This window comes from Leptospiraceae bacterium (genome assembly GCA_015075105.1).
GTDB lineage: Bacteria > Spirochaetota > Leptospiria > Leptospirales > Leptospiraceae > JABWCC01.
Genome location: JABTUZ010000002.1, coordinates 448,898 through 470,992, shown reverse-complemented (window position 1 = coordinate 470,992; position 22,095 = coordinate 448,898). Strand labels below are relative to the sequence as shown.

General features: G+C 32.7%; 20 protein-coding genes. 16 read left to right on the top strand and 4 right to left on the bottom strand.

Annotated elements, in window-relative coordinates; translation table 11 throughout:
* The first annotated feature begins 1 nt into the window (after nucleotide 1).
* From HS129_12195 to HS129_12180, 4 genes are read left to right on the top strand one after another with little or no spacing between them, the layout of a single operon-like run.
* The gene (locus HS129_12195; protein MBE7412798.1) at nucleotides 2-1,753 is read left to right on the top strand and encodes a phospho-sugar mutase; all 1,752 of its coding nucleotides are present in this window, start codon (nucleotides 2-4) and stop codon (nucleotides 1,751-1,753) included.
* A complete protein-coding gene (locus HS129_12190; GenBank protein MBE7412797.1) occupies nucleotides 1,746-2,966 on the top strand; it encodes an aspartate aminotransferase family protein in 1,221 nt (406 codons plus the stop codon). Before HS129_12195 ends, HS129_12190 begins: the two co-directional genes overlap by 8 nt.
* A gap of 8 nt (nucleotides 2,967-2,974) precedes the next feature.
* Entirely contained in the window at nucleotides 2,975-4,063 is a 1,089-nt protein-coding gene (gene leuB, locus HS129_12185; GenBank protein ID MBE7412796.1) for a 3-isopropylmalate dehydrogenase, read from the top strand.
* The gene (locus tag HS129_12180) at nucleotides 4,060-4,476 is read left to right on the top strand and encodes a response regulator (GenBank protein ID MBE7412795.1); all 417 of its coding nucleotides are present in this window, start codon (nucleotides 4,060-4,062) and stop codon (nucleotides 4,474-4,476) included. Before leuB ends, HS129_12180 begins: the two co-directional genes overlap by 4 nt.
* Nucleotide 4,477: 1 nt before the next feature.
* Here HS129_12180 and HS129_12175 read toward each other — a convergent pair whose 3' ends face one another.
* The gene (locus tag HS129_12175) at nucleotides 4,478-5,467 is read right to left on the bottom strand and encodes a hypothetical protein (protein MBE7412794.1); all 990 of its coding nucleotides are present in this window, start codon (nucleotides 5,465-5,467) and stop codon (nucleotides 4,478-4,480) included.
* A 120-nt stretch (nucleotides 5,468-5,587) separates the two neighbouring features.
* Here HS129_12175 and HS129_12170 point away from each other — a divergent pair, with 120 nt between their 5' ends.
* The 8 genes from HS129_12170 to HS129_12135 all read left to right on the top strand — a co-directional run bounded on the left by HS129_12170 (nucleotide 5,588) and on the right by HS129_12135 (nucleotide 16,295).
* Nucleotides 5,588-5,776 (top strand): hypothetical protein, encoded by a 189-nt coding sequence (locus HS129_12170; GenBank protein MBE7412793.1) that lies wholly within the window; start codon nucleotides 5,588-5,590, stop codon nucleotides 5,774-5,776.
* A 12-nt stretch (nucleotides 5,777-5,788) separates the two neighbouring features.
* A complete protein-coding gene (locus HS129_12165; protein ID MBE7412792.1) occupies nucleotides 5,789-6,016 on the top strand; it encodes a LapA family protein in 228 nt (75 codons plus the stop codon).
* Between the two features lie 105 nt (nucleotides 6,017-6,121).
* Complete coding sequence (locus HS129_12160) at nucleotides 6,122-6,817, top strand: hypothetical protein (GenBank protein MBE7412791.1); 696 nt, start codon at nucleotides 6,122-6,124, stop codon at nucleotides 6,815-6,817.
* 1 nt (nucleotide 6,818) lies between these two features.
* Complete coding sequence (locus HS129_12155; protein ID MBE7412790.1) at nucleotides 6,819-7,403, top strand: RsmD family RNA methyltransferase; 585 nt, start codon at nucleotides 6,819-6,821, stop codon at nucleotides 7,401-7,403.
* Nucleotides 7,404-7,411: 8 nt separating this feature from the next.
* Nucleotides 7,412-9,664, top strand: coding sequence for a sulfatase-like hydrolase/transferase (locus HS129_12150; protein MBE7412789.1), 2,253 nt, complete (start codon nucleotides 7,412-7,414; stop codon nucleotides 9,662-9,664).
* Between the two features lie 92 nt (nucleotides 9,665-9,756).
* Complete coding sequence (gene carB / locus HS129_12145; protein ID MBE7412788.1) at nucleotides 9,757-13,068, top strand: carbamoyl-phosphate synthase large subunit; 3,312 nt, start codon at nucleotides 9,757-9,759, stop codon at nucleotides 13,066-13,068.
* Between the two features lie 280 nt (nucleotides 13,069-13,348).
* The gene (locus HS129_12140) at nucleotides 13,349-15,556 is read left to right on the top strand and encodes a hypothetical protein (GenBank protein MBE7412787.1); all 2,208 of its coding nucleotides are present in this window, start codon (nucleotides 13,349-13,351) and stop codon (nucleotides 15,554-15,556) included.
* A 1-nt stretch (nucleotide 15,557) separates the two neighbouring features.
* Entirely contained in the window at nucleotides 15,558-16,295 is a 738-nt protein-coding gene (locus tag HS129_12135) for a MotA/TolQ/ExbB proton channel family protein (GenBank protein MBE7412786.1), read from the top strand.
* Between the two features lie 4 nt (nucleotides 16,296-16,299).
* On the opposite strand, the gene HS129_12130 is transcribed toward HS129_12135, so the two are convergent.
* The 3 genes from HS129_12130 to HS129_12120 are packed head-to-tail and all read right to left on the bottom strand — an operon-like array spanning nucleotide 16,300 to nucleotide 18,560.
* Nucleotides 16,300-16,788: a 2-C-methyl-D-erythritol 2,4-cyclodiphosphate synthase gene (locus HS129_12130; protein MBE7412785.1), complete on the bottom strand. Its 489-nt coding sequence runs from the start codon at nucleotides 16,786-16,788 to the stop codon at nucleotides 16,300-16,302.
* A gap of 4 nt (nucleotides 16,789-16,792) precedes the next feature.
* Nucleotides 16,793-17,947 (bottom strand): hypothetical protein, encoded by a 1,155-nt coding sequence (locus tag HS129_12125; GenBank protein MBE7412784.1) that lies wholly within the window; start codon nucleotides 17,945-17,947, stop codon nucleotides 16,793-16,795.
* On the bottom strand, nucleotides 17,940-18,560 hold the full coding sequence (locus HS129_12120) for an EcsC family protein (GenBank protein MBE7412783.1): 621 nt from the start codon (nucleotides 18,558-18,560) through the stop codon (nucleotides 17,940-17,942). Before HS129_12120 ends, HS129_12125 begins: the two co-directional genes overlap by 8 nt.
* Before the next feature lie 139 nt (nucleotides 18,561-18,699).
* Between HS129_12120 and prfA the strand changes: the two genes are divergently transcribed.
* The 4 genes from prfA to HS129_12100 are packed head-to-tail and all read left to right on the top strand — an operon-like array spanning nucleotide 18,700 to nucleotide 22,069.
* Nucleotides 18,700-19,773, top strand: a complete 1,074-nt coding sequence (gene prfA / locus HS129_12115; protein ID MBE7412782.1) for a peptide chain release factor 1 — start codon at nucleotides 18,700-18,702, stop codon at nucleotides 19,771-19,773.
* A complete protein-coding gene (gene prmC, locus HS129_12110) occupies nucleotides 19,770-20,642 on the top strand; it encodes a peptide chain release factor N(5)-glutamine methyltransferase (protein ID MBE7412781.1) in 873 nt (290 codons plus the stop codon). Before prfA ends, prmC begins: the two co-directional genes overlap by 4 nt.
* Nucleotide 20,643: 1 nt before the next feature.
* Nucleotides 20,644-21,093, top strand: coding sequence for a peroxiredoxin (locus tag HS129_12105; protein ID MBE7412780.1), 450 nt, complete (start codon nucleotides 20,644-20,646; stop codon nucleotides 21,091-21,093).
* 19 nt (nucleotides 21,094-21,112) lie between these two features.
* Nucleotides 21,113-22,069 carry a DUF4384 domain-containing protein gene (locus tag HS129_12100; GenBank protein MBE7412779.1) on the top strand — a complete coding sequence of 319 codons (957 nt, stop codon included), beginning with the start codon at nucleotides 21,113-21,115 and terminating at the stop codon, nucleotides 22,067-22,069.
* Nucleotides 22,070-22,095: the final 26 nt, after the last annotated feature.

Genomic DNA, 22,095 nt, shown 5'->3' with positions numbered 1-22,095 from the left:
GATAGAATATATAGAATCGTGGACAAGATCACCCTTTGATGAAAAAATTATATTAGAAGCAAAGACGATCTTGAAAGAATTTGAATCAGGGAAAAATTCTCCTGAAATAGAAGGTTATACCGTCCCTTTAGAGTTTGGAACAGGTGGAATTCGAGGGGTAATCGGAAATGGAATAGGTAGAATGAATCTTTACACCGTTGGAAGAGCTGCACTTGGTTTCTCAAAATACTTAGTAAAGAAATCGAATAAGCCTTTGCTTATTATTGCTTGTGATTCCAGAAGAATGTCGAGAGAGTTTACAAATACCACGGCAAAGGTCGCAGCCTCTTTAGGAATTAGAGTAAAAATATTTAAAGAAGTAACCCCTACACCTATGCTTTCTTATGCGATTCGTTATTACAAGGCTACCGGTGGAGTTGTAATTACCGCATCTCATAACCCACCTGAGTACAATGGATTCAAAGCTTATCTTGCAGACGGTGGTCAGTTAGTCTCTCCAGATGATAAAAAAATTATTTCCTTGATAAATGAGATTACAGATTGGAATGAAATTCCAGTTAATAAAATAAATCCAAGCGAGAAAAGTTTAATATCTTATGTAGAAAAAAAAGTTTTTGATGAGTATAAGAAAAAAGTAAAGTTATCTCATGTATTTAACAAAAAAATAAAATCTGAAACAAGAAAAAAACTAAAAATAGTGTATTCCCCTTTACACGGAACAGGTGGAGTGTACATGAAAGAGCTTTTGAATAGCCTTGGTTATAAAAATGTATTTCTTGTACCTGAGCAATCTAAACCTAACGGAGAATTCCCTACAGTAAAATTCCCCAACCCGGAAGAAAAAGAAGCCTTGGTGTTGTGTGAAAAAACTGCAAAAGAAAAGAATGCAGAAATTTTTATCGCAACCGATCCGGATGCTGACAGGTTAGGTATTGGAGTAAGAAATGCGTTAGGCGAATACGTGCTGCTGAACGGAAATCAAGTAGGAAGTATTATGGCAGCCTACCTATGTGAAAGAGCAAAACATACGAAGTCTAAAACTAAACCTGTTTTGTGTAAGACTATAGTTACAACAGATTTGCAAGAAAGGATTGCCAAAAAAAATTCTGTTGAGTTGAAAAATGTACTCACAGGTTTTAAATTTATTGCAGAAGAAATGGCAAAAATTGATAAAAATCCAAAGAAGAAATTTTTGTTTGGTGGGGAAGAATCTTACGGATACTTGCCTGTAGATTTTGTGCGAGACAAAGACTCCTTGTCTTCAGCGGTGTTGATTTTAGAAATACTTTGCGAGAAAAAGGACTTATTGCAATATCTAGATGAAATTTACTTAAAATACGGGTTATTTATGGAATCTTTAAAATCTATTACTTTAAAAGGAGAATCCGGCAAGCAGAAAATTTTTGATAGCCTTGAGCTATTACGAAAAACAGACTTAATCGGAAAGACTATAGGGAATAGGAAAATTGTCTCATTTCTCGATTATAAAAATAAGATCGTAAAAGGTGCAGCTAAAAAGAATTCATTAAACTCTTTTCCAATATCAGATGTAATTCAGTTGGAGTTGGGTGGTAATGCAAAACTGACAATTCGACCTTCTGGCACCGAACCAAAAGTAAAAATTTATTCATCCTTTATGTACGAAGGTAAAATTCAATTTGTCTCTGAGCTGGCTTCTAAAAAAAAGGTATTATTGGATGAAATAAAAGAAGCAGAAACACAATTTCTGAAAATTGCAGAGTTAAATGGCTGAAAAAGAGAAACAAATTTCTTTAAACGAAATTCAAGAGAAAACCAAAAAGTATCTGATTGGTACTTATAATAAATACGCTGTGGCGTTTTCTTATGGGTCAGGCGAAATGCTATATGATACCGACGGAAAAGAGTATATTGATTTTATGTGCGGTATTTCCGTTACGAATCTTGGTCACGGAGAAGCAGATATAGTAGAAGCCTTGCGTGATCAGGCAGATCGTATTATTCATTCTTCAAATTTATTTTATTCCGAAGAGGCTGCGAATTTAGCAGAAACTTTAATAGTAAATTCTTTTCCAGGAAAAGTTTTTTTTTGTAATTCCGGGACAGAGGCAAATGAAGCGGCGTTTAAACTCTCTCGTAAATATGCGATCCAAAAAAAAATACAAAACCCATTAATTGTTTCTCTTCGAGGTAGCTTTCATGGTAGAACAGCCGGGTCAATGAGTATGACAGGACAAGAGAAGATAAGAGAAGGCTTTGGTGATTTGCTTGATGGGTTTTTATATATTGAACCAAATAATGAAGATGTGCTTATAGAAACTTTCAATAAATACAAGGATAGAATTTGTGCTTTTATTTTCGAGCCTATCATTGGTGAAGGTGGAATTCTTCCACTTCAGAAATCATATATACAATTAGCAAGAAAACTGACAAAAGAAGCAGGATGTATTTTGATTTTAGATGAGATTCAAACCGGGATGGGCAGAACAGGAAAACTTTTTTGTTATGAAAATTTTGATATAATTCCCGACGCTATTACTTTAGCGAAAGCCCTTGGATCGGGGTTTCCTATCGGAGCACTCATAGTTGGAGAGAAGTATGATTCGGTGTTGGGTGTAGGAAGTCATGGTTCTACTTTTGGTGGAAATCATTTGGCAATGAGAATTGCTTATGAAACCTTGAAAGTGATTTTGTCTAGAGAAGTATTAACTAACGTGAAAGTTATTTCAGAATTTGTTTTTTCAAGACTATTAGAAATGAAATCAAAGTATTCTATTATCAAAGAGGTAAGAGGAATAGGGCTTCATATCGGGGTTGACCTGACTATTCCTTCCAGAAAGATTGCAGAAGAATGTTTGAGAAATGGACTTGTTGTAAATTCTACAGCAGAGACAGTAATTCGCATAATGCCTCCTTTAAATATATCTTACGAAAAAACAGAAAAGGGATTAAAAATATTTGAAGAAGTTATTTTGAAATTTATATAAGGTTTGATATGAAAAAAGTTGCAGTATTGGCTGGTGATGGAATCGGTCCTGAAGTTATGAACGTTGCTCTACATGTCTTGAAAAATACGTTAGGCGACAAAGTGAATCATTTTACATTTGAAGAAGGGTATGTAGGCGGAGCTGCCATTGACAAAACTGGGAAGCCGTTACCTGAAGAGACTTTATCTTTGTGCGAAAAATCAGATGCGATACTCTTTGGCAGTGTGGGGGGTCCTAAATGGGAAACACTCCCTCCAGAAATCCAACCTGAAAGAGGAGCCTTGCTACCTCTTAGAAAACATTTTGACTTATTTGCAAATCTTCGACCAGCAATAATTTACTCGGAGCTAAGAGAGGCTTCTCCCATTAAGCAAGAAATTATAGGTGATGGACTGGATGTTTTAATTATTCGCGAATTGACAAGCGGAATATACTTTGGAAAACCTAAGGGAAGAGAAGGCTCCGGACAAGAAGAGTTTGCTTACGACACTATGAAATATTCTAAAAGGGAAATCGAGCGAGTTGCAAGAAAAGCGTTTGAAGCTGCCCGCAAGAGAAATAAGAAAGTCACAAGCATTGATAAAGCAAATGTTTTAACTACTTCTGTTTTTTGGAGAGAAGTTGTAACTGCGCTTCATAAAAAAGAATTTTCTGATATAGAATTGAATCATTTGTATGTAGATAACGCGGCTATGCAGCTTGTAGTTCGTCCAAAACAGTTTGATGTAGTTTTGTGCGAAAATATGTTTGGAGATATTTTATCCGATGAAGCCTCTGTAATTACAGGCTCTATCGGAATGTTGCCTTCGGCATCTTTAAACGAAAAAGGTTTTGGTTTGTATGAGCCGTCCGGTGGTTCAGCGCCTGATATCGCTGGACAAAATATAGCCAATCCGATTGCTCAAGTTCTAAGCTCTGCTTTAATGCTACGATATTCATTTGGAATGGAAGAAGAAGCTATGAAAATTGAAAACGCAATTCGATCTGTGATTAAAAATGGTTTTCGTACAAAGGACATTGCAGAAAAAAATGCCCACATTCTAGGAACTTGGGAAATGGGAGAAAAAATTTCTAACGAAATCGGTGAGAAAAAATGAGCAGACATCAGGGGATTTCAAGTAGCGGAAGACCTTATACCGTAATCATCGCAGAAGGCTCCAAGTTTCAGGCAAAACAACTTCAGCAAATTTTTGAATCAGAAGAATATAAAATTGTTGGCTTTGCTGAAACAGGGAAAGAGCTTATTGAATTATACAATAAAAACAAAACAGTAAATTTAATTACGATGGAATTGAATTTACCCGTTATGGACGGTTACGCAACATTTTGGGAAATAAAATCTATGGGAATGATTCCTAAAATTTTATTTATCACGGAAGAAACAACTCCGGCTGTAATGAAAAGTCTTTTAGACAACGGTGCTATGGATTTTCTCGGCAAACCAATCAAAAGAGAAAAAGTATTAGAAAAAGCAAAGCAGATAATAGACAAAGTTCAAACAATTCGATAATTTACTCTTTTACAAGTTTTGATTTCAACCCCTTTTTAGAGTTTACAATTGTTTGGATTTTATTTAAAATTTCAGAGTCTTTTTTGTCGGTTGATTCGTATAATTTTTCTAAAATATCAATAGCTTTCTCGTGCAAATTTTGTTTAAAGAAAATCATGGCTTCTAATATTTTTCCTTCTTTTAATAAACTCGGATTTATTGAAGACTGAATGTTCCTGAGAAATTCTAAACTTTTAACGTACTCATTTGCATTGTAGAATGTCAGACTCTTTAAGAAATTTATTTCGTCCTCGGAGATTTCAGATTGCCCTGAAGAAATATGCTCTTCGAGTATTGTATTGTTCAGATTGGTATTACCGGATAAACAAGCAATTAGTAAACCCAACTTTTTGTATAAATTTGTTAAATTTTTTGAGATATTGTTTTTATTAATAATAAGAAACTCTTTGGATAAGATTTCATTTTTTTTTGATGAGTGAAAAGTTTCATAGTATAAGATGAGTAAATTATTTGATTCAGAAAATTCGTTATTTAAACCAAATGCTTTGGCTCTTTTTGCTTCAATGTACATTTTTCCAAAGGTCTTATCAAAATTTCTTGATTCAGGCAAAAGGGTACTTTTTCCATTGATACAGGCGTAAGGGATTTGACTAAGTTTGATATCTGAACCCATTAGGTGAGTTTCATAAAAGTTAGATAGAGCTAAAAAATAAAAAGCTTCCGGATTCGTAATATCTATTGAAAAAAAAGAGCCTGATGCTTTTGAATAATCTTTAATTGTGTCTTCAGAAAGTTCATTTTTTTTAAATTCTTCGGTGATTTTTTTTTCAAGACGAATTAATTTGCTTCGACCATCACTCGAAAAAAGCAATCGAATTTCTTTGAATTTATAAACTCCTATTCCAAAAAGCAATACGAGTAAAATAAAAATTATAGTACCGCTGTAGCTTTTTTTCTTTTTATGACTATTGTGTCTGGGTATATAGTGCATAAAGCCAGATTGAGGAATTTTATCTTTTACTCATCTATTTTTTATTTGAAATAAAAAAAATCTAAAAAATTCTATATAACTAACTTGACAATTTAAAAACATTATGATTGCTTAATTTTTATGCCATACGAAGACGAAGAATTTGATGATGAGTTTGAAGATGAAGGCTCAGAAGATGAGACAATCACTTTTGTCTGTGAGGACTGCGATTATCGTTGGAAAAGTGCCGTTCAAGTCGAAGACGATGAATATGTTTCGGATGAACTGATTTGCCCAATGTGTGGATCATCTAATGTTTCTGATTTTTAACAGGGTTTTCCATTGACCTCTGTAAGACTCAATTTAATTATAGCTGTTATAATTTTTTTGCTATTGAGTCTTATTGGAAATTCTGAAACTGTCACTTTTGATTTTCTTTGGTTTACCTTTCAATTTCCCTTATTTGGGCTTATTATCTTTTACTGTGGAATCGGTGCCTTTTTGACATTTCTATTTTATGGGCATATCAATTATATAAAAAGAATCAGAGATCGCTTTTTTTCTGAATAAGCCTGAAATATTCATTTTTTAAAATCCGATAATTATATAAGCAAACTTCTAAAAAAATTATACAAAGTTTTTTTGGAAATAGAAAGGATGCTGTAGATATTTGAAATGCAAAAACTACAATTCATTAAAAAATATAACTTTCTATTCATCGTACCTTTCTTATATTCAGTTCAGTTTTCAATTTATGGAGAAGAAAATTTACAACTACAAAAAGAAATAAAGTTGTCTATCGAGTACTTTAAGAAAGGAAATTATTCAAGATCAAGAGAAATAGCAGAAAAAATTTTATATTCTCGGAAGTATATTCCTCAAAAGATTTTAGTAGTACTTGTTCTTACTTCAAAAGATATTGACACGGCAGAAAAATATATTCAATCTTATTATAAAGTTTCAAATAAAATAGACAAAGAGTTATCGAAGAGTATTTTATTTTTTTTAGAAAGATGTCTGGTCTCAGAAAAATATAAATTCGGTTTGAAATGGGGGGGAGTTTTTAAAAAAGAAGCAAACTCTTTTCCTGAATACCCTATCGGATTATATTACTACTCTTGTATTTTAAAAGAATTGGGGAAAAATAGAGAGTCTCTGTATGTGTCAAATCTTTCGTTGTCTCATTCAACTTCTAAAATACTCGATGAAAAAATTCATCTTCTGCGACTGCATGTATTGCCAGACAAACATCTCTTAAAAGAAATTCAAAAATTTATAGAAAAGTTCCCCAATTCAGAATATACAACTCAAGTAAATGGGTTAATGGAAAGTCATAAGAAAAAAATTTCAGATAATTATGTAATGCGGTAAAATGAAAACTCTAAGAGTTCAATCAGGAGATTATAAAGGAAGAATTATTCCGGCGATAACAACAAATCAAAATAAGGAAAATTTTACTCCCTCACTTTTAAAAAAAACTATTTTTTCAATCATAGAAGATTTACACCTCAAAGGAAATTTAGAAAAAGCAAAAACAACTTTTGTAGATTTATTTGCCGGATCAGGGCAGATGGGTATAGAAGCAATTAGCCGTGGGTTTTTAAAATCAGTCCTATTTGAAATCGACCAGAAACGTTTTACTGCGTTCACGAGAGGAATTGGTTTGGACTACAAAGAAAAAGTTGTACTTTTTCGTAGAGACTCCTTTAGATATTACAAATCAGCTTTAAATGATAGCGAAGAGTTTATGGTATTTTTTGCAGACCCACCTTATTCTTTTTGGGATAACAACAGGAGTGAGTTAAAAAGTCTTGCGGATAGTATAATTTCAATGAAAGAAAAAAAGAGTTTACTAATTTTTCAATCTCCAATGAATCCGGATTGGAAGAATTTTGAGTCTAGAAAGTATGGAAATCACTATTTGATTATTCATTCTTGGTTGAACAGTTCTGTCTAAAAATACAAATGAAAAAAATAATACTTGATTATGAGTTTTTAAAAAAAATAAAAAGCAGTGTAACTTCACTTTCTGCTCCATTTATTTTTTCTGTAACTGTTTATATTTTATCTTTATTATTTAATACATCTTTTCATATAATGGGAGTGGATATTCGCTCTGAAATCGGTTCATTTTTCAAAGGTGAATATTTATTGTTGATTTTAGAAACGAATCTGAAAATATTTTTTGTATATTTCATATTTTTTTCATCGCTTGGAATTTTATTTCGACCTTATACTGATAAATTTAATTTATCGAAGAAATATGTGTATTTTTCTTTTATTGCTTTTACTGTAATTATACTTTTTCATTCAATTATAAAGTATCCTCAATTGTACGGAGAATTTTTCTATTATAGACATACTTATCTTAAACCTTTATTGTATTTTCTAACCGATTATTTTTCGTTAAATTTGATTTCAATTCCATTGTTAGGGATTTTGAGCGTTTTCTATTTGCATATTCTTTATAACTTTTTTAAACTCAAAGAGTATCAATTTTATATACATGGAATTTTTAGTTTTCTATTTTTGTATTTTCATCTTCAAGGAAATATAATCGGAGTTGCGGTAAATCTTGCAATTTATGAAATATTACAAAAGCAAGATTTTAAAATTTCTTTTAATCTAAAAATATTGTCTGCAATCTCTATCGTATTTTTGTATATTTTTCCATTGATTCGAGATATGTACTTTGATATTTCAGTTTCAAAAAATATAAATTTTCCAAATTTAATTATAATTTCTGCAGATAGTCTTAGATACGACAAAATCGGAATTTTAAATAATAGAAAGGGAATTACTCCAAATATAGACAATCTTGCAAAAGAATCCTATATATTTTTGGATCATCATACTACAATACCAAGAACATTTCCGAGTTGGGGAGATTTACTCACGGGAGAATATTCTATGAGTCATAAAGTTCGAGATATGTTCCCATCTTCTGACGAAAAGAAAAATATCGGCAGTAATCGCTTTCCAACTATAGGGCACTATTTAAAGAAAAAAAATTTTAGGACAGGGGTTGTTTCAAATTTTGCAGGAGATATTTTTCCAAGAGCAGACTTTGGATTTGATGAGGTGCTGGCTCCGACGTTTAACGCAAAGACGTTAGCGGTTCAGAGAATTCTTGAGTCGCAATTATTCTTACTTCCGATTTTGTCAGGTTCTTTCTTTGGAGGAGAATATCTTTCTGAGGTTAGAGGGTTTTCTACGCTAGGCGACGGAGATAAGTTAAAAAATGATATATTTACTTTTATAAAAAAAAATAGAGGGCATTCTTTTTTTCTGACAATTTTTTCTTCTGTGATTCATTTTCCCTACTCTCCACCGTACCCTTATTATAAAAAATTTACCGAGCCAAATTACTACGGGTCTTATAAATATTTTAAATTTGTTGATCCGACAAAAAGTGAAGAATTAGAAAAGAAGGACATAGAAGCTATACGAAATTTGTTTGATTCCTCAGTATTTGCCTTTGATTCTGAGGTTGACAATCTGGTATCGTTTTTAAAAAAAATAGATTTATACGATTCGAGTATAATTATTTTAACAGGAGATCATGGAGAGTCTTTGTTTGAAGACAATCATGGTCATGGTCATGGAGAGCATCTAAGAGGGCCCTATATTACACAAGTGCCTTTAATTATAAAACTTCCTAAAACAGAAAACAAATCTTATGAAAATAAAATCTTTCGAGGTATCACAAGTTCAATAGATATTCTTCCAACAATTTTAGATTTATATAAAATTGAAGCCGGAAAAGAATTACCCGGTAAAAATTTAACAAAAGTATTTGGGAAGTCGGATTGGGGTTATGACAGAAAAGTGTATTCTGAAACGGGAATCTGGTTTTCAGATCAAGGGAATCAATTTTTTCAAAAACAAAGGATCATGTATCCGAATATTTTAAAACTTCATAAAGTTGTTCCAGAAGAAAATCATGAAATTATGATAACAGATAATTACTATAGAGATATTATTGCATTCTCTAAGCATCGAGCCATAATGACTTCAGACTTCAAGCTAATTTATATTCCAACGCGTGATGGAGTTCTATATGAATTGTATAATCGGAAAACAGATCCCTTAAACAAAGTGAATCTATACGGGAAAAATCCGATAGGTGAGTCCTTGCGTAAAGAGCTTTTTCAATTGGTGATTGAAAAAGAAGGTGCCAAACAAACAGGAGATTATTTGCTGCCTCCACCCTTTTAGCAATACGTTTTCTAAATAAAAGCAAGAAAATAACAAATTAGAAAAATTGATACTTGAGAATTTAGCCTTTTCTAAAATTCTTGTTTTGAGCTATGCCACAAAGAAAAGATATTTCATCTGTTTTAATTTTAGGCTCAGGCCCGATAGTGATTGGTCAAGCGTGTGAGTTTGATTATTCCGGGACACAAGCCGCAAAAGCCCTTAAAGAAAAAGGGATTAGAATAATATTAGTCAACTCTAATCCGGCAACAATTATGACAGACCCCACTCTTGCGGATGCGACTTATATTGAACCTTTAACAGTTTCAATTCTAGCAAAAATTATAGAAAAAGAAAAACCGGATGCAATACTTCCTACAGTCGGTGGTCAGACTGCTTTGAATCTTGCGATGAATTTGAGTAAGGAGGGAATTTTAAGTAAATACAATGTTCGTTTGATAGGTGCTCAGGTTGACGCAATCAAAAAGGCAGAAGACAGAGAACTTTTTAAGGAAGCTATGACAGCTATCGGTATGAAAGTCCCTCGATCCGGGCTTGCTTCCAATCTCGAAGAAGCTAAAAAAATAAAATCAGAAATTGGTCTTCCAATTATTATTCGTCCTGCATTTACGTTAGGTGGAACAGGTGGAGGATTTATTGATAATGAAAGTGAATTTGAGGAAGTAGTTGGCAAAGGACTTAGCGCTTCTCCGATCAATCAGGTTTTAGTTGAAGAATCTGTAATTGGTTGGAAAGAGTATGAGCTGGAAGTGATGAGAGATTTAGCTGATAACGTTGTTATAATTTGTTCGATTGAGAATATTGATCCTATGGGAGTTCACACAGGAGATTCGATTACGGTTGCACCTCAACAAACTCTTACCGATAAACAATACCAAACTATGCGAGATATGTCACTAAAAATTATTCGTGAGATTGGAGTGGAGACGGGTGGTTCAAATATTCAGTTTGCAGTGAATCCTAAAAATGGGGAAGTGCTCGTTATAGAAATGAATCCGAGAGTGTCCAGATCTAGTGCACTTGCTTCAAAGGCTACCGGGTTTCCGATAGCAAAAATTGCCGCACTTTTATCTATAGGTTATACGTTAGACGAAATCAAAAATGATATAACCAAAGAAACTCCAGCAAGTTACGAACCATCAATAGATTATGTAGTAACAAAAATTCCAAGATTTGCATTTGAAAAATTTTCCGGATCTGATGACACTCTTGGTGTGCAGATGAAAGCCGTTGGTGAAGCAATGGCAATTGGCAGAACATTTAAAGAAAGTTTTCAAAAAGCTCTTAGATCATTAGAAAATGATCGCTTTGGGTTTGGGTCTGACGGATATTTAAAAGAGCTTTTAGAAATGAAAAAGATTCCTTTAGAGAAAAGGCGAGAGACTATCACCTCTCTTATAAAGCGACCCACCGATAAAAGAATTTTTTATATTAAGGTTGCTATTAATGAAAATTTTTCTGTAGAAGAAATTTCCCAAATTACAGGAATCGATCCTTGGTTTGTTAATCAAATGAAGGACTTAGATGTTTTAGAAAAAGAATTTAAAATTAAAAAGTTTTCTATCCTTAAGAAAATGAAGCAAGCCGGATTTTCAAATAAACAATTAGCTTATCTATTATGTGAGAATGAGATTAGCGAAATTTTAAACGCCAAATCTACAGTTAGTAAAATTAAAACTCAAGCATCACAACTTTTACAATCGAATGAAAAATTAGTAGAAAGTGAAATTAAAAAACAAAAGATTAATCCGGTGTACAAACAAATAGATACCTGTGCGGGAGAATTTGAAGCTTACACACCTTATTTCTATTCAAGCTATGATGAAGAAAATGAATCAATACGAACAGAAAAAAAGTCTGTAATAATTTTGGGTGGCGGTCCAAATAGAATTGGTCAAGGAATTGAATTTGACTATTGTTGTTGCCACGCTTCTTTTGCTTTGCAAGAAATGGGAATTGAATCGATCATGGTCAATTCTAATCCGGAAACAGTTTCTACAGACTATGATACCTCGGATAGACTTTATTTTGAGCCTCTTGCTCTTGAAGATGTCGTCAATATTTATGAAAATGAAAAACCGGATGGTGTTATAATTCAGTTTGGAGGACAAACTCCATTAAAATTAGCTAAGTCTTTGGAAGAAAGAGGGATTCCTATTCTTGGAACAAGTACCGATTCTATAGATCGTGCAGAGGATAGAAAACGATTTGTGGAAGTTTTAGAAAAACTCTCTTTGAAGCAGCCAGAAAATGGGATGGCGGTATCTAAAGAAGATGCAAGAAAAATTGCAAAGAGTATAACGTATCCTGTATTAGTTCGACCAAGCTATGTTCTTGGCGGAAGGGCAATGGCAATTATTAATGAAGAATCTAGTTTAGATCAATATATGGACAACGCAGAAGAAATTTCTGAAGAAAGACCTATTCTGATAGATTCGTTTTTAGAGGATGCAACTGAGGTAGATGTGGATGCGTTATGCGATGGCAACAAGGTTTTTATTGCCGGAATTATGGAGCATATTGAAGAAGCTGGAATTCACAGTGGAGATTCGGCTTGTATGCTTCCTCCCAAAAATCTATCAGAAAAGATTCTTAAAGATATTCGGCAGGCAACCAAGAAACTGGCGTTGGAGTTGAAAGTAGTTGGTCTAATTAATATTCAATTTGCAATAAAAGATGATGAGCTATATGTTTTAGAAGTAAACCCAAGAGCGTCTCGAACAGTTCCTTTTGTTTCTAAAGCTATTGGAGTACCAATAGCTAAATACGCTACAATGATTATGCTTGGCAAGAATCTAAGTGAGCTTGAATTAGAAAAAGAAATCATTCCTACTTTAGTCAATATTAAAGAAGCAGTTCTTCCATTCAATAAATTTCCCGGAGTTGATACTATCCTTGGTCCGGAGATGCGATCTACCGGGGAGGTTATGGGAATTGCAGAGGGTGCAGGGGAAGCGTTTGTAAAATCACAAATTATGGCAGGTGAAGAGCCTCCATCAAACGGAACTGCATTCGTAAGCATAAATGATAAAACGAAACCGGATTTGCTGCCGTATATAGAAATTTTATCAAAGATGGGTTTTAATCTAATTGCAACCAAAGGCACTCATAAATTTTTATCAGACAATGGAATTCTTTCTTCTATGATTAATAAGCTACACGAAGGCTCTTACCCGAATGTAGTAGATTATATCAAAGAGAAAAAAATTAATTTAATCATAAACACTCCACTGTCGCGGGTTACTCGTGATGATGCATATGCTATACGTCAGGCTGCAATTAAATATAAAGTTCCGTATTTTACCTCAGCTTCTGCAACAAAAGCCTTAGTGAATGGATTAGCAGAGATGAAAAATAAAGGATTTTCGATTCGATCTCTTCAAGAAATTCACAAAAATTTATGACGTTTCTAACCAGCTGTCCCTTGCTTTGCATGAGTTGATTGCTATTAAATGTCGATTTCTTTAAAAAAACTGCTAAAGTTATACAGGCAATTTGACGAAAATTACAGATAGAGGGGAAATCTGTCACCTCCCAAATTGATAGCTTCCCTCTACACTGCGAATTTTCTCTTCAAATGAAGTGCGGGGCGGATACATCCAACCGTCCCGCTTTTTTTCTTTTAAAAATCATAAGTAAAAATATAATAGTGCCATTAAATAAAAAAATGGATACATAGGTATTATGATTTCAGACAATTCCTTGAGACACCATCAACACAATAAAGAATTTATAGTTTGGTTGATTCTTCCGGGATTAGTGATTAATCTTTCTATAGGATTTTTATTCACTCTTTTAATCAAAGAAAGTATCCTTGAGATAAAGTCTGTTGAAGAAGGAGATGTATATTTCTATACATTGAGAATTATTTTTCTATCTTTTTTTATCTTTGGTCTGTTTGTAGAAAAATTAATTCCATTTACTCAATCCAAGATATTTAAAGCGACCATTGTTATTTCTCTAATTTTAGAAATAGTTTGGAATTTTAGTTTTGCTTCAAATGAGTTTGTAATTGATTATATTTTTCATAAAAGCCATTTTATAATATTTTATTCATTAAATTGCTTTGTTGTCGGATACATACTATCTTCATTTAAAAATTTTAGAATGTGGAGCTTTTTGATAGGCTCATTAATAGTAATTCTGTATTCGGTTTTTAGCAAAATAGATGATATTAATGCAAAAGACTATTTATACCCTTTTTTGTATATATTGGCTTTAAAAATTGGATTGAGTATTTTTTTCCATGAGTATGGAATATTTTTTGAAAAGAAAAAATCAAATGATCGTGACTCCTATAGTGCATTTTTCTATTCGGGCGTAATCTTATTCACGAGCCATATAGTTTTAGTGTTTGTTACGCCCACTGAAAAAACAGAGTTATTTTTATCGGGGATTATTTTTGGAAGTTTACTTTTTAGTGTAATGTCGTATTCAGGAGTACTTTACGAAAAAGTAAAAATAAAATTTCTAATAGCAGAGATATTTCTTATTGGGAATATAATTTTAACTGCAAATCAATCAGGATTTTACGAGTATTCATTCTTTTTATTTTTCACGGATTTGGCACTTTTGACTTTTTTCCGACCATTTAAAGTAAGTAAAAGATTCGTTACAATTTCTGTAATGGTGGGAATTTTTATATCGGTAGTATTGATTTATTTTTTACCATCAACGTCGAGCTATAGAATAAGAGATATTGCGGTTGTGGTATTTGCAATTTTATTTTTGTTTCCACTATATACAAATAAAATGATCGGGTTATACCATAGAATTCTAGTATTGTGCATTTCTTCAATACTCTCATTTCTATTTCATTCTCCATTCGATTTTTCTAAAAATATTTCTTACCAAGTAGAGGAAGAGAAAAGTTTGATACCTTTTCAGTTGTCTAAAATTCCTTTTGATAATAATAAATTCATATACTACAATAGTGATCTACCGTTTGAAGACAAAAAAAAATTGCCTGATAAAAATAAAATACAAGAAAAAACTTTAGTCTTAGGGATTAAAAACGAGACAAATATATATTCTTCTTATATAGCTGAGTTGATTCGTGAAAATATTCAATTCATAGTAATCAGTAAAAATATCTTTGAGACGGAAAATTTCAAAAAATTGCAATTGAACATTGTAGAATTTCCTATGTTTAAAATGTATTATCCCAAATATTCCAATATTGACTTTAAAAAATCTCAGTACTCGTATGATGCAGATTCAGCAATTTGGACAAAAGCCTATATTTTTCCAAAGTTAAAAGATAAAAGCTCTTACACAGATATACATTCAATTTTTGAAGTTGTCGAAAAATTTTCAAGCAAAGAACTGAAAGAGTATTCTGAACAAGTTAGAAAAATTTTTTTTGTTTCCTATATCGCTTATTGTGAATACTTTTATTCTAAAAAATTCTATTCCAAAGTGGTTCAATCTGCAATGATCGCAGCACAATTTGGAAAATTAGAGGCTAATGATTTAAAAATACTTTACGATTCTATTTTGCAAATTTCACCTGAATTAGAATATGTTTCAATTTTTCAAATGCTTTCAGAGGTGCCTTCTTATCGAGAAGAAATGCTTAAACGATTGATTCCTGTTCTTATTGCAACGAACAATTATGAGGAGGCTATGAAAAAGATTGATGAGCTTATTGGTTTTTACAGTGCAAATAAAAGAGACACAGAAATACAATCATTGCGAATCGAAAAAGCGAAAATTTTTCTTAATCAAAAAGATATTGTGAAAGCAGGTGAGATTATCTTGAGGGAGTTGCAACAAAATCCTACTTCTATAGCTTGGGGCAAATTAGCCGAAGATTTGAATTTACAGAGAGAAGAGATTCAGCAAAGATGGATATTAAATAGAATGAAGCGGAATAATATAACTATTGAATAATATGAACTTGACTACAATTTTTGGTATATCGGTAGCTGTAATTTCAGTTTTGGCTGCTCTCATTTTTGAGGGAGTGAGTGTATCTGGATTCATAAAACTATCGTCACTTCTCTTGATATTGGGAGGAACACTTGGGGCCACTTTTGCAAGTTTTACATTTTCCCAAATCCAGACCATGTTTGTCTGCTTAAAGAGAGCAATTTATTTTAAACAAAACGATGACTTATCCGAATTGTTTCAAGGCTTTGCAGAAAAAGCAAGAAGAAACGGACTTTTATCATTGGAAGAAGATATTTCCGGGATACAAAATTCACTATTCCAGAAAGGAATTCGATTGATTGTAGATGGCTCTGATCCATCTATTGTAGAAGAAATTCTTTTTGAATCCGCAGAACAAGAAACAGAAAAAGAAATCTTCTCTGCAAAAATCTTAGATACTGCGGGGGGTTTTTCCCCTACAATGGGAATCATTGGTACTGTAGTCGGACTTGTTCATGTATTGGAAAATTTAGGTGCAGGAACATCTGCCTTAGGGAAGGGAATTGCTACTGCGTTTATAGCTACTTTCTATGGAATCGGATTTGCCAATTTATTATTTTTACCACTTGCAAATAAAGTTCGCTCTTTTTCCAAACAAGAAAATGGAAAGAGGCATGCTATTGTAAGAGGAATTCTATCTCTTCAAAGTGGAGATAACCGGAGAATTTTGGCAGAAAGGATGGCACCTTTTATAGACTAAAATTTTATTTTACAGAGTGTAGAAGAACATTACTTAAAACACATATACCTTCAGATCGACCCAATGCCCCCATTTTTTCAGAGGTAGTTGCTTTTACGGATATTTTATCAATTTCTATATTCAAGATATTTCCTAAAGATTTTTGAATTCCTTCTCGATGAGGTGCAATTTTTGGCTTCTCACAAATAATTGTGCTATCAATATTTCCGATTTCGTGATTTTTTTCTTTCATTAGGTTTAGGACTTTTTCAATAATAGTTTTAGAATTCATATTTTTGAAATCAGGATCCGTGTCTGGAAAATAAATTCCAATATCACCGAGCGATAGTGCACCGAGTATTGAATCGGCAATCGCATGCAATAGAATATCTGCATCTGAATGTCCGATGAGAGAGAGATCGGTAGGAATAATGTAGCCACCTAAAATAAATGGTCTTTCCTTGTTGACTTCTAATTTATGAAAATCAATTCCATTACCAATTTTGATATTCATAGAATTATTTTTCCTTTTTCTTTTTAACTTCTTTATATAAATCTAAAATCTTCCAGTCTTCGAGTGAAAATTCTGTATTTGCAAGGATCAGCTCATTTTTTTTATTCTCGTATATAATATGATCTCGAGCCACGCCCCAAAATCTCTCGCAAATGATAGGATAGATTTGTTTTTTCTTTCCTGGTCCCCACTTGTAAACTGAATCTCCATTTCCAGATATAAATTCATTTTTTTTAGTAGTGCTCCAAGGGTTTATTTCATTTTGACTTATAGGAAGTCCTTTGGTAATATTAGGCTCTCCACTATGAGTAAATTTTATCTCTCGTAATAGCATTGCTCCTACTGTCCCTCCTATTGCATAAACCGATTTTCCGTCCGAGTGAAAAATTTTTGGGCTGAGTATATCTTTAGCTAAAATTTTTATAGAGTTTGATTTTGGAGAAAACCAATAAAGATAATAAGAGCCTGCGTTTCCGGAAAAAATCAGAAAGGTTTTACCTATTGGGAACATTGAAAATTTATTCTTTAATTTTGGAAAAGGAGAAATTAATTTTTCCTTCGGTATGACTAAAATTGGTTTTTTGGGCTCTTTTGTTTCTTCCTGATATAAATTATCATCTACAAAATAATAAATTTTTGTTCCTTCGGTTGAGATTGCACCTTTGTTGAAACAAGAAACAAAAGCACCCGAATCATAAGAATCTTTGGAATCAAAAAAAGAAACCGTTTTTAGTCTGCAACCTGAACCATTAACGAGTTTAATTGCAAGTACTGCGTATTCGGATTCGGATGATACGCTAACCCACTCAATCAACTCGCCTATATCTTTAGATTTAACGACTGGATTAGCAAGGTCTCGGAAAATAATTTTTTTGTCTTCAGTCCACACAATGCGATTTCGGTCATTTGACATTTCTAAAATTCTTGGAAGTTTGGGTTTATTTGAAGAGATGATTTCATCCGTTGATTTTAACCCTTCTAATTTGATCTTAATTTTTTCTTTGGCAGAATCAAATTTTTCGTTTTCGATAAGAACGTCCACATCACTTTTTAAAGCTTCATATTTATTTTGGCATTGAGAGAATAATAAAAATATGAAAATGGAAAATAGAATAATAGGAATTTTTTTTTGTCCTTGTTGCATTGGGTATTTAATCATTCTTGGTTGTCTCACTGATTTCGAGTGGTATAGTCAGTATTTCTTTTGCAAAAAGTTCTTTGGTAGTTTTACCTACAGTTCTTGTGTCGAGGTAGGCAAATCCTCCGGTTAAAGTAGCCCCTATAAGAGGCACCCATCTAAGTAAATTTCCTTTCAGCATTTTTTTGGAAATTTGCATTCCGATTAGTTTTATAATTTTTTCAAAAAATTGAATCGTAGTCGGACGGATTATAATCCTTGCGCTTGTTTCTTCTACCATGCGTCGAAAAATATGAGCACTGCCGTGTTTGAACATACAATACAAAAGTAACTCTCGGTTCACTTTAACTTCTTTTCCGTATAATGCAGCGATGTCTTTTATTAAATGCCCTTGAATTCTAAAAATAATTAATAGCTCGGGCAAGACACTTATCCATCCAAAAGGGCCTGGAGGCAAAGATAGCGAAGCACTGATAGCGGCAGATTTTAAACTGGCTGATTGGATTAGTGAATCTACGATTTCAGAAGGGTCGTTTACAGTTTTTGCGTACGGACTGTTGTAGTTGTCGATTCCGGAAAATAAGGTGATAAGATATTTAGAAATACTATCACCCAAAGAATATTCATTTTTCATTAATTTTCATCAAATCCAATTATCGGGATAGAGTCTATTGATTTTCATTCTCTAACACTCCCCAGGTTGCCTTAAAACAAATTTTTATAATTTAGATAATTCTTTCAAAAAATTCGCTAAAATTTTCCTTTGATACAGAATGTTAGACAGACTATTAAAAATAAAACAAAAATTTCTAAAGATAGATGAAGAATTGCAAGATCCAAAAATTTCATCTAAACCCGAAAAGTTGAAAGAACTTTCCAAGGAAAGAGTGAGACTATCTCCGATTTATGAAAAGATTGAAGAATATTTGAATTTAGAGAAAAATCAAAATGATGCCAAGACAATGCTTGAGAATGAAAAAGACAGTGAAATGATTTCGATGTTAAAGGAAGAAATTTCGAACTCGGCAGAAAAATCACAAACCTTAGAGAAAGAGCTTGAGATTTTACTACTTCCTCCCGATCCAAACTCAGGAAAAAATATTTTTGTAGAGGTGCGAGCAGGGACAGGTGGAGAAGAAGCAGCTTTGTTTGTAGCTGATTTATTTAGAATGTACACAAAGTTTTGTGAAAAGAAAAGAATGAGGTATGAAATTATAGATTCCAGTCCAACCGGACTTGGTGGTTTCAAGGAAATAGTTTTTTCTGTAGAAGATAGTGACGCTTATGAATTGTTAAAGTTTGAAAGTGGAGCACATAGAGTGCAAAGAATTCCAACTACAGAATCAGGTGGAAGAATTCACACAAGTGCAGTGACAGTTGCAATACTTCCTGAAGCAGAAGATGCAGAGGTTACAATCAATGAAAATGAAATAAGAATTGACGTTTTTCGTTCTTCGGGTCCTGGCGGGCAATCCGTGAATACAACAGATTCAGCAGTTCGTATAACGCATGTTCCAACAGGAATTGTGGTCAGTTGCCAAGACGAAAAGTCTCAATTAAAAAATAAAGACAAAGCGATGAGGATTTTACGATCTAGAATTTTAGAAAAGATTCAAGAAGACCAAAAAGCAAGTTCTGACGCAATGAAAAAATCAATGATTGGTTCTGGAGATAGGTCTGAAAGAATTCGTACTTATAACTTTCCTCAAGGAAGATGTACAGATCATAGAATAAATTTTACGAGCCATAATCTATCAGCGATCATGGATGGGGATATAGAAGATTTATTGGAAGCACTTTCAGAAAGTGATCGTGCAAAGAGATTGGAAGAAAGTAAGGTTGGATGATTACAAACGGTAAAACAATTCTATATGTATTAAATAAATCCAAGGAGTATTTAGAAAAAAAAAATATTCCAAATCCCAGATTAGATGCCGAGATAATTTTATCTGATGTTCTGAAACTTGAACGAATCAAATTGTATTCTAACTTTGAGAGGGTGCTTACACTCGAAGAAGAAAATGATTATAGAAAAAAAATCCAAGAGCGAGGTAATTTCAAACCAGTCGCTTATATTGTTCACAAAAAAATGTTTTATGATTCTAATTTTTATGTGGATGAAAATGTATTAATTCCGAGACCTGAGACAGAAGAATTGGTCGAATGGTATTTGCAGATTCGTAATTCGCATAGCGCATTAACTGTATTAGATTTATGTTGTGGAAGTGGGTGCATTGGAATATCCATTCAGAAGACCAAACCGGAGAGCCGTGTTGTTTTTTCCGATATTTCAATAAGCGCAATCAATATCGCAAAACAAAATTTTAAAAATATTTTAGGGCGGGAAGTTTTAGAAGGTGAATTTTATGAAAGTGATTTGATGAGTAATTTAGATAGGACTATTTTGTATGATGATATAATTTCAAATCCACCGTATATACCAGAATCTGAAAAACTTTCAATAATGAAAGATGTAATAGAGTATGAGCCTGAAATTGCCTTGTTTTTAAAAAATCCGGATGAGTTTTATCCTAAATTGTTAAGCGAGACTTCTCATTTTTTAAAGAATAATGGAAATGTATTTATGGAGTCTCACCCTGACTGGATTTATAAAATTTCTGAATTATCAAAAAATTTCCAATTCGATACAATAGAGATTAAAAAAGACTTGAGTGGCAAGGAAAGATTTATTAGACTTAGAAAAAAGGAAGAATAAAATGTCGCTACTCGGAAAGCAAGCAACAGAGTTTGAATTACCTGATACGAATGGGAATCTTGTTTCATTAAAAAATTATATAGGTAAGAAAGTATTGTTAGTTTTTTATCCTGGAGACAATACTATGGTTTGTACAAAACAGCTTTGTTCTTATAGTGATGGATTTGACGGATTTCGGCAAATTGGAATTGAGATAATTGGAATTAATAAAAATACGGTGAATTCTCATAAAGAATTTGGTGAAAAGTATAATTTTAAATTTCCATTACTAAGTGATGTCTCTGGAAAAATATGTGATGCTTATGGCGCTTCAGGACTTCTTGGAACAAAGCGCGCTATGTTTTTGGTTGATGAAACAGGGAAGATTATCTTAGAAGATATTACCCTTCCGGTTTTGTATAAAAATTCTGAAGAAGTGCTTGAGCTTATTCAGAAAGTATTAAAGAAATAAAGTTTTTGGAGTTAGTAGCATGAACAAAAAAAAATCATTTCGGATAAATATTGTTTTTTTTGTATTATTCTTTTTTACGAGATCGCTTTTAAGTGATTCTTCAGTAGTAGGAGTGATGCCTTTTGAGGGTGACGATAAAAAAGCAGGTGAGCAGGCAGCTGCATTTGTTTTAACAAATTTATCTTCAAAGAAAAAATTTAAGTTTGTAGAAAAGGGACAACTCACAAAAGCACTGAATGAAATCACAATGACTAAATCAGGAATAGTGAAAGAAGATGAGATGTTAGAATTGGGAAAAATTCATGGTGCTTCGTATCTTATTTTGGGTGAAGTAAGAAAAGAAAAATCTATTAAGGAGTTGTACTTTGTATCAGCAAGACTTATCAAAACTGAAACCGGAAATGTGATCGGTGCAAATCAATCTTCTTGTGAAGTACTGGCAAAATGCTCTGAGAAAATCGCAAATACTCTCGATGAATTGCTTAGTGTTGTTTTGCTTTTTGAGAATCCAGATAGCCCTTATATAATAAAACTAAAATTAGATAAAGGAAAAAATCCGACTTACAAAATCAAAGAAAAGGTAAAGCTGACTTTTAGGGTAGAATCTAAAGATGCATCTATATCCAATTGTTACATTAAAATTTTTTCTGTAGATAAAAATGGCAGTATATCTCAAATATATCCAAATAAATTTTCTGCACAAAAATCCATAGCGTTAAATAAAGATTATACTTTTCCCGAAGAGGATGATGATTTTGAATGGGAGGTAACTGCTCCTACAGGTTATGAATATATTCAAGCTATTACATCCGGGAAAGAAGCAGAATTTAGCTCTGAGAAAGAAAAATCAGATGAAATTTTTCGATCGGTAGGGAAAGGAGAATTAAAAATTTTCAGAGGAATAAAAACTGTAATTAAAAAAGAAAAGTTGAAAGATTTTAGCGCAGAGAGAGTGATGTTTCAAGTAGTAGAGTAAATCGAAGATATTTTGCTAATTGAGAT

Coding starts and splice junctions, on each gene's coding strand:
- HS129_12190 (MBE7412797.1), top strand. CDS start 1,746: ATGGCTGAAAAAGAGAAACAAATTTCTTTAAACGAAATTCAAGAGAAA.
- HS129_12140 (MBE7412787.1), top strand. CDS start 13,349: ATGATTTCAGACAATTCCTTGAGACACCATCAACACAATAAAGAATTT.
- HS129_12130 (MBE7412785.1), bottom strand. CDS start 16,788: ATGAATATCAAAATTGGTAATGGAATTGATTTTCATAAATTAGAAGTC.
- HS129_12135 (MBE7412786.1), top strand. CDS start 15,558: ATGAACTTGACTACAATTTTTGGTATATCGGTAGCTGTAATTTCAGTT.
- HS129_12100 (MBE7412779.1), top strand. CDS start 21,113: ATGAACAAAAAAAAATCATTTCGGATAAATATTGTTTTTTTTGTATTA.
- leuB (MBE7412796.1), top strand. CDS start 2,975: ATGAAAAAAGTTGCAGTATTGGCTGGTGATGGAATCGGTCCTGAAGTT.
- HS129_12175 (MBE7412794.1), bottom strand. CDS start 5,467: ATGCACTATATACCCAGACACAATAGTCATAAAAAGAAAAAAAGCTAC.
- prfA (MBE7412782.1), top strand. CDS start 18,700: ATGTTAGACAGACTATTAAAAATAAAACAAAAATTTCTAAAGATAGAT.
- HS129_12125 (MBE7412784.1), bottom strand. CDS start 17,947: ATGATTAAATACCCAATGCAACAAGGACAAAAAAAAATTCCTATTATT.
- HS129_12105 (MBE7412780.1), top strand. CDS start 20,644: ATGTCGCTACTCGGAAAGCAAGCAACAGAGTTTGAATTACCTGATACG.
- prmC (MBE7412781.1), top strand. CDS start 19,770: ATGATTACAAACGGTAAAACAATTCTATATGTATTAAATAAATCCAAG.
- carB (MBE7412788.1), top strand. CDS start 9,757: ATGCCACAAAGAAAAGATATTTCATCTGTTTTAATTTTAGGCTCAGGC.
- HS129_12180 (MBE7412795.1), top strand. CDS start 4,060: ATGAGCAGACATCAGGGGATTTCAAGTAGCGGAAGACCTTATACCGTA.
- HS129_12150 (MBE7412789.1), top strand. CDS start 7,412: ATGAAAAAAATAATACTTGATTATGAGTTTTTAAAAAAAATAAAAAGC.
- HS129_12170 (MBE7412793.1), top strand. CDS start 5,588: ATGCCATACGAAGACGAAGAATTTGATGATGAGTTTGAAGATGAAGGC.
- HS129_12160 (MBE7412791.1), top strand. CDS start 6,122: ATGCAAAAACTACAATTCATTAAAAAATATAACTTTCTATTCATCGTA.
- HS129_12120 (MBE7412783.1), bottom strand. CDS start 18,560: ATGAAAAATGAATATTCTTTGGGTGATAGTATTTCTAAATATCTTATC.
- HS129_12155 (MBE7412790.1), top strand. CDS start 6,819: ATGAAAACTCTAAGAGTTCAATCAGGAGATTATAAAGGAAGAATTATT.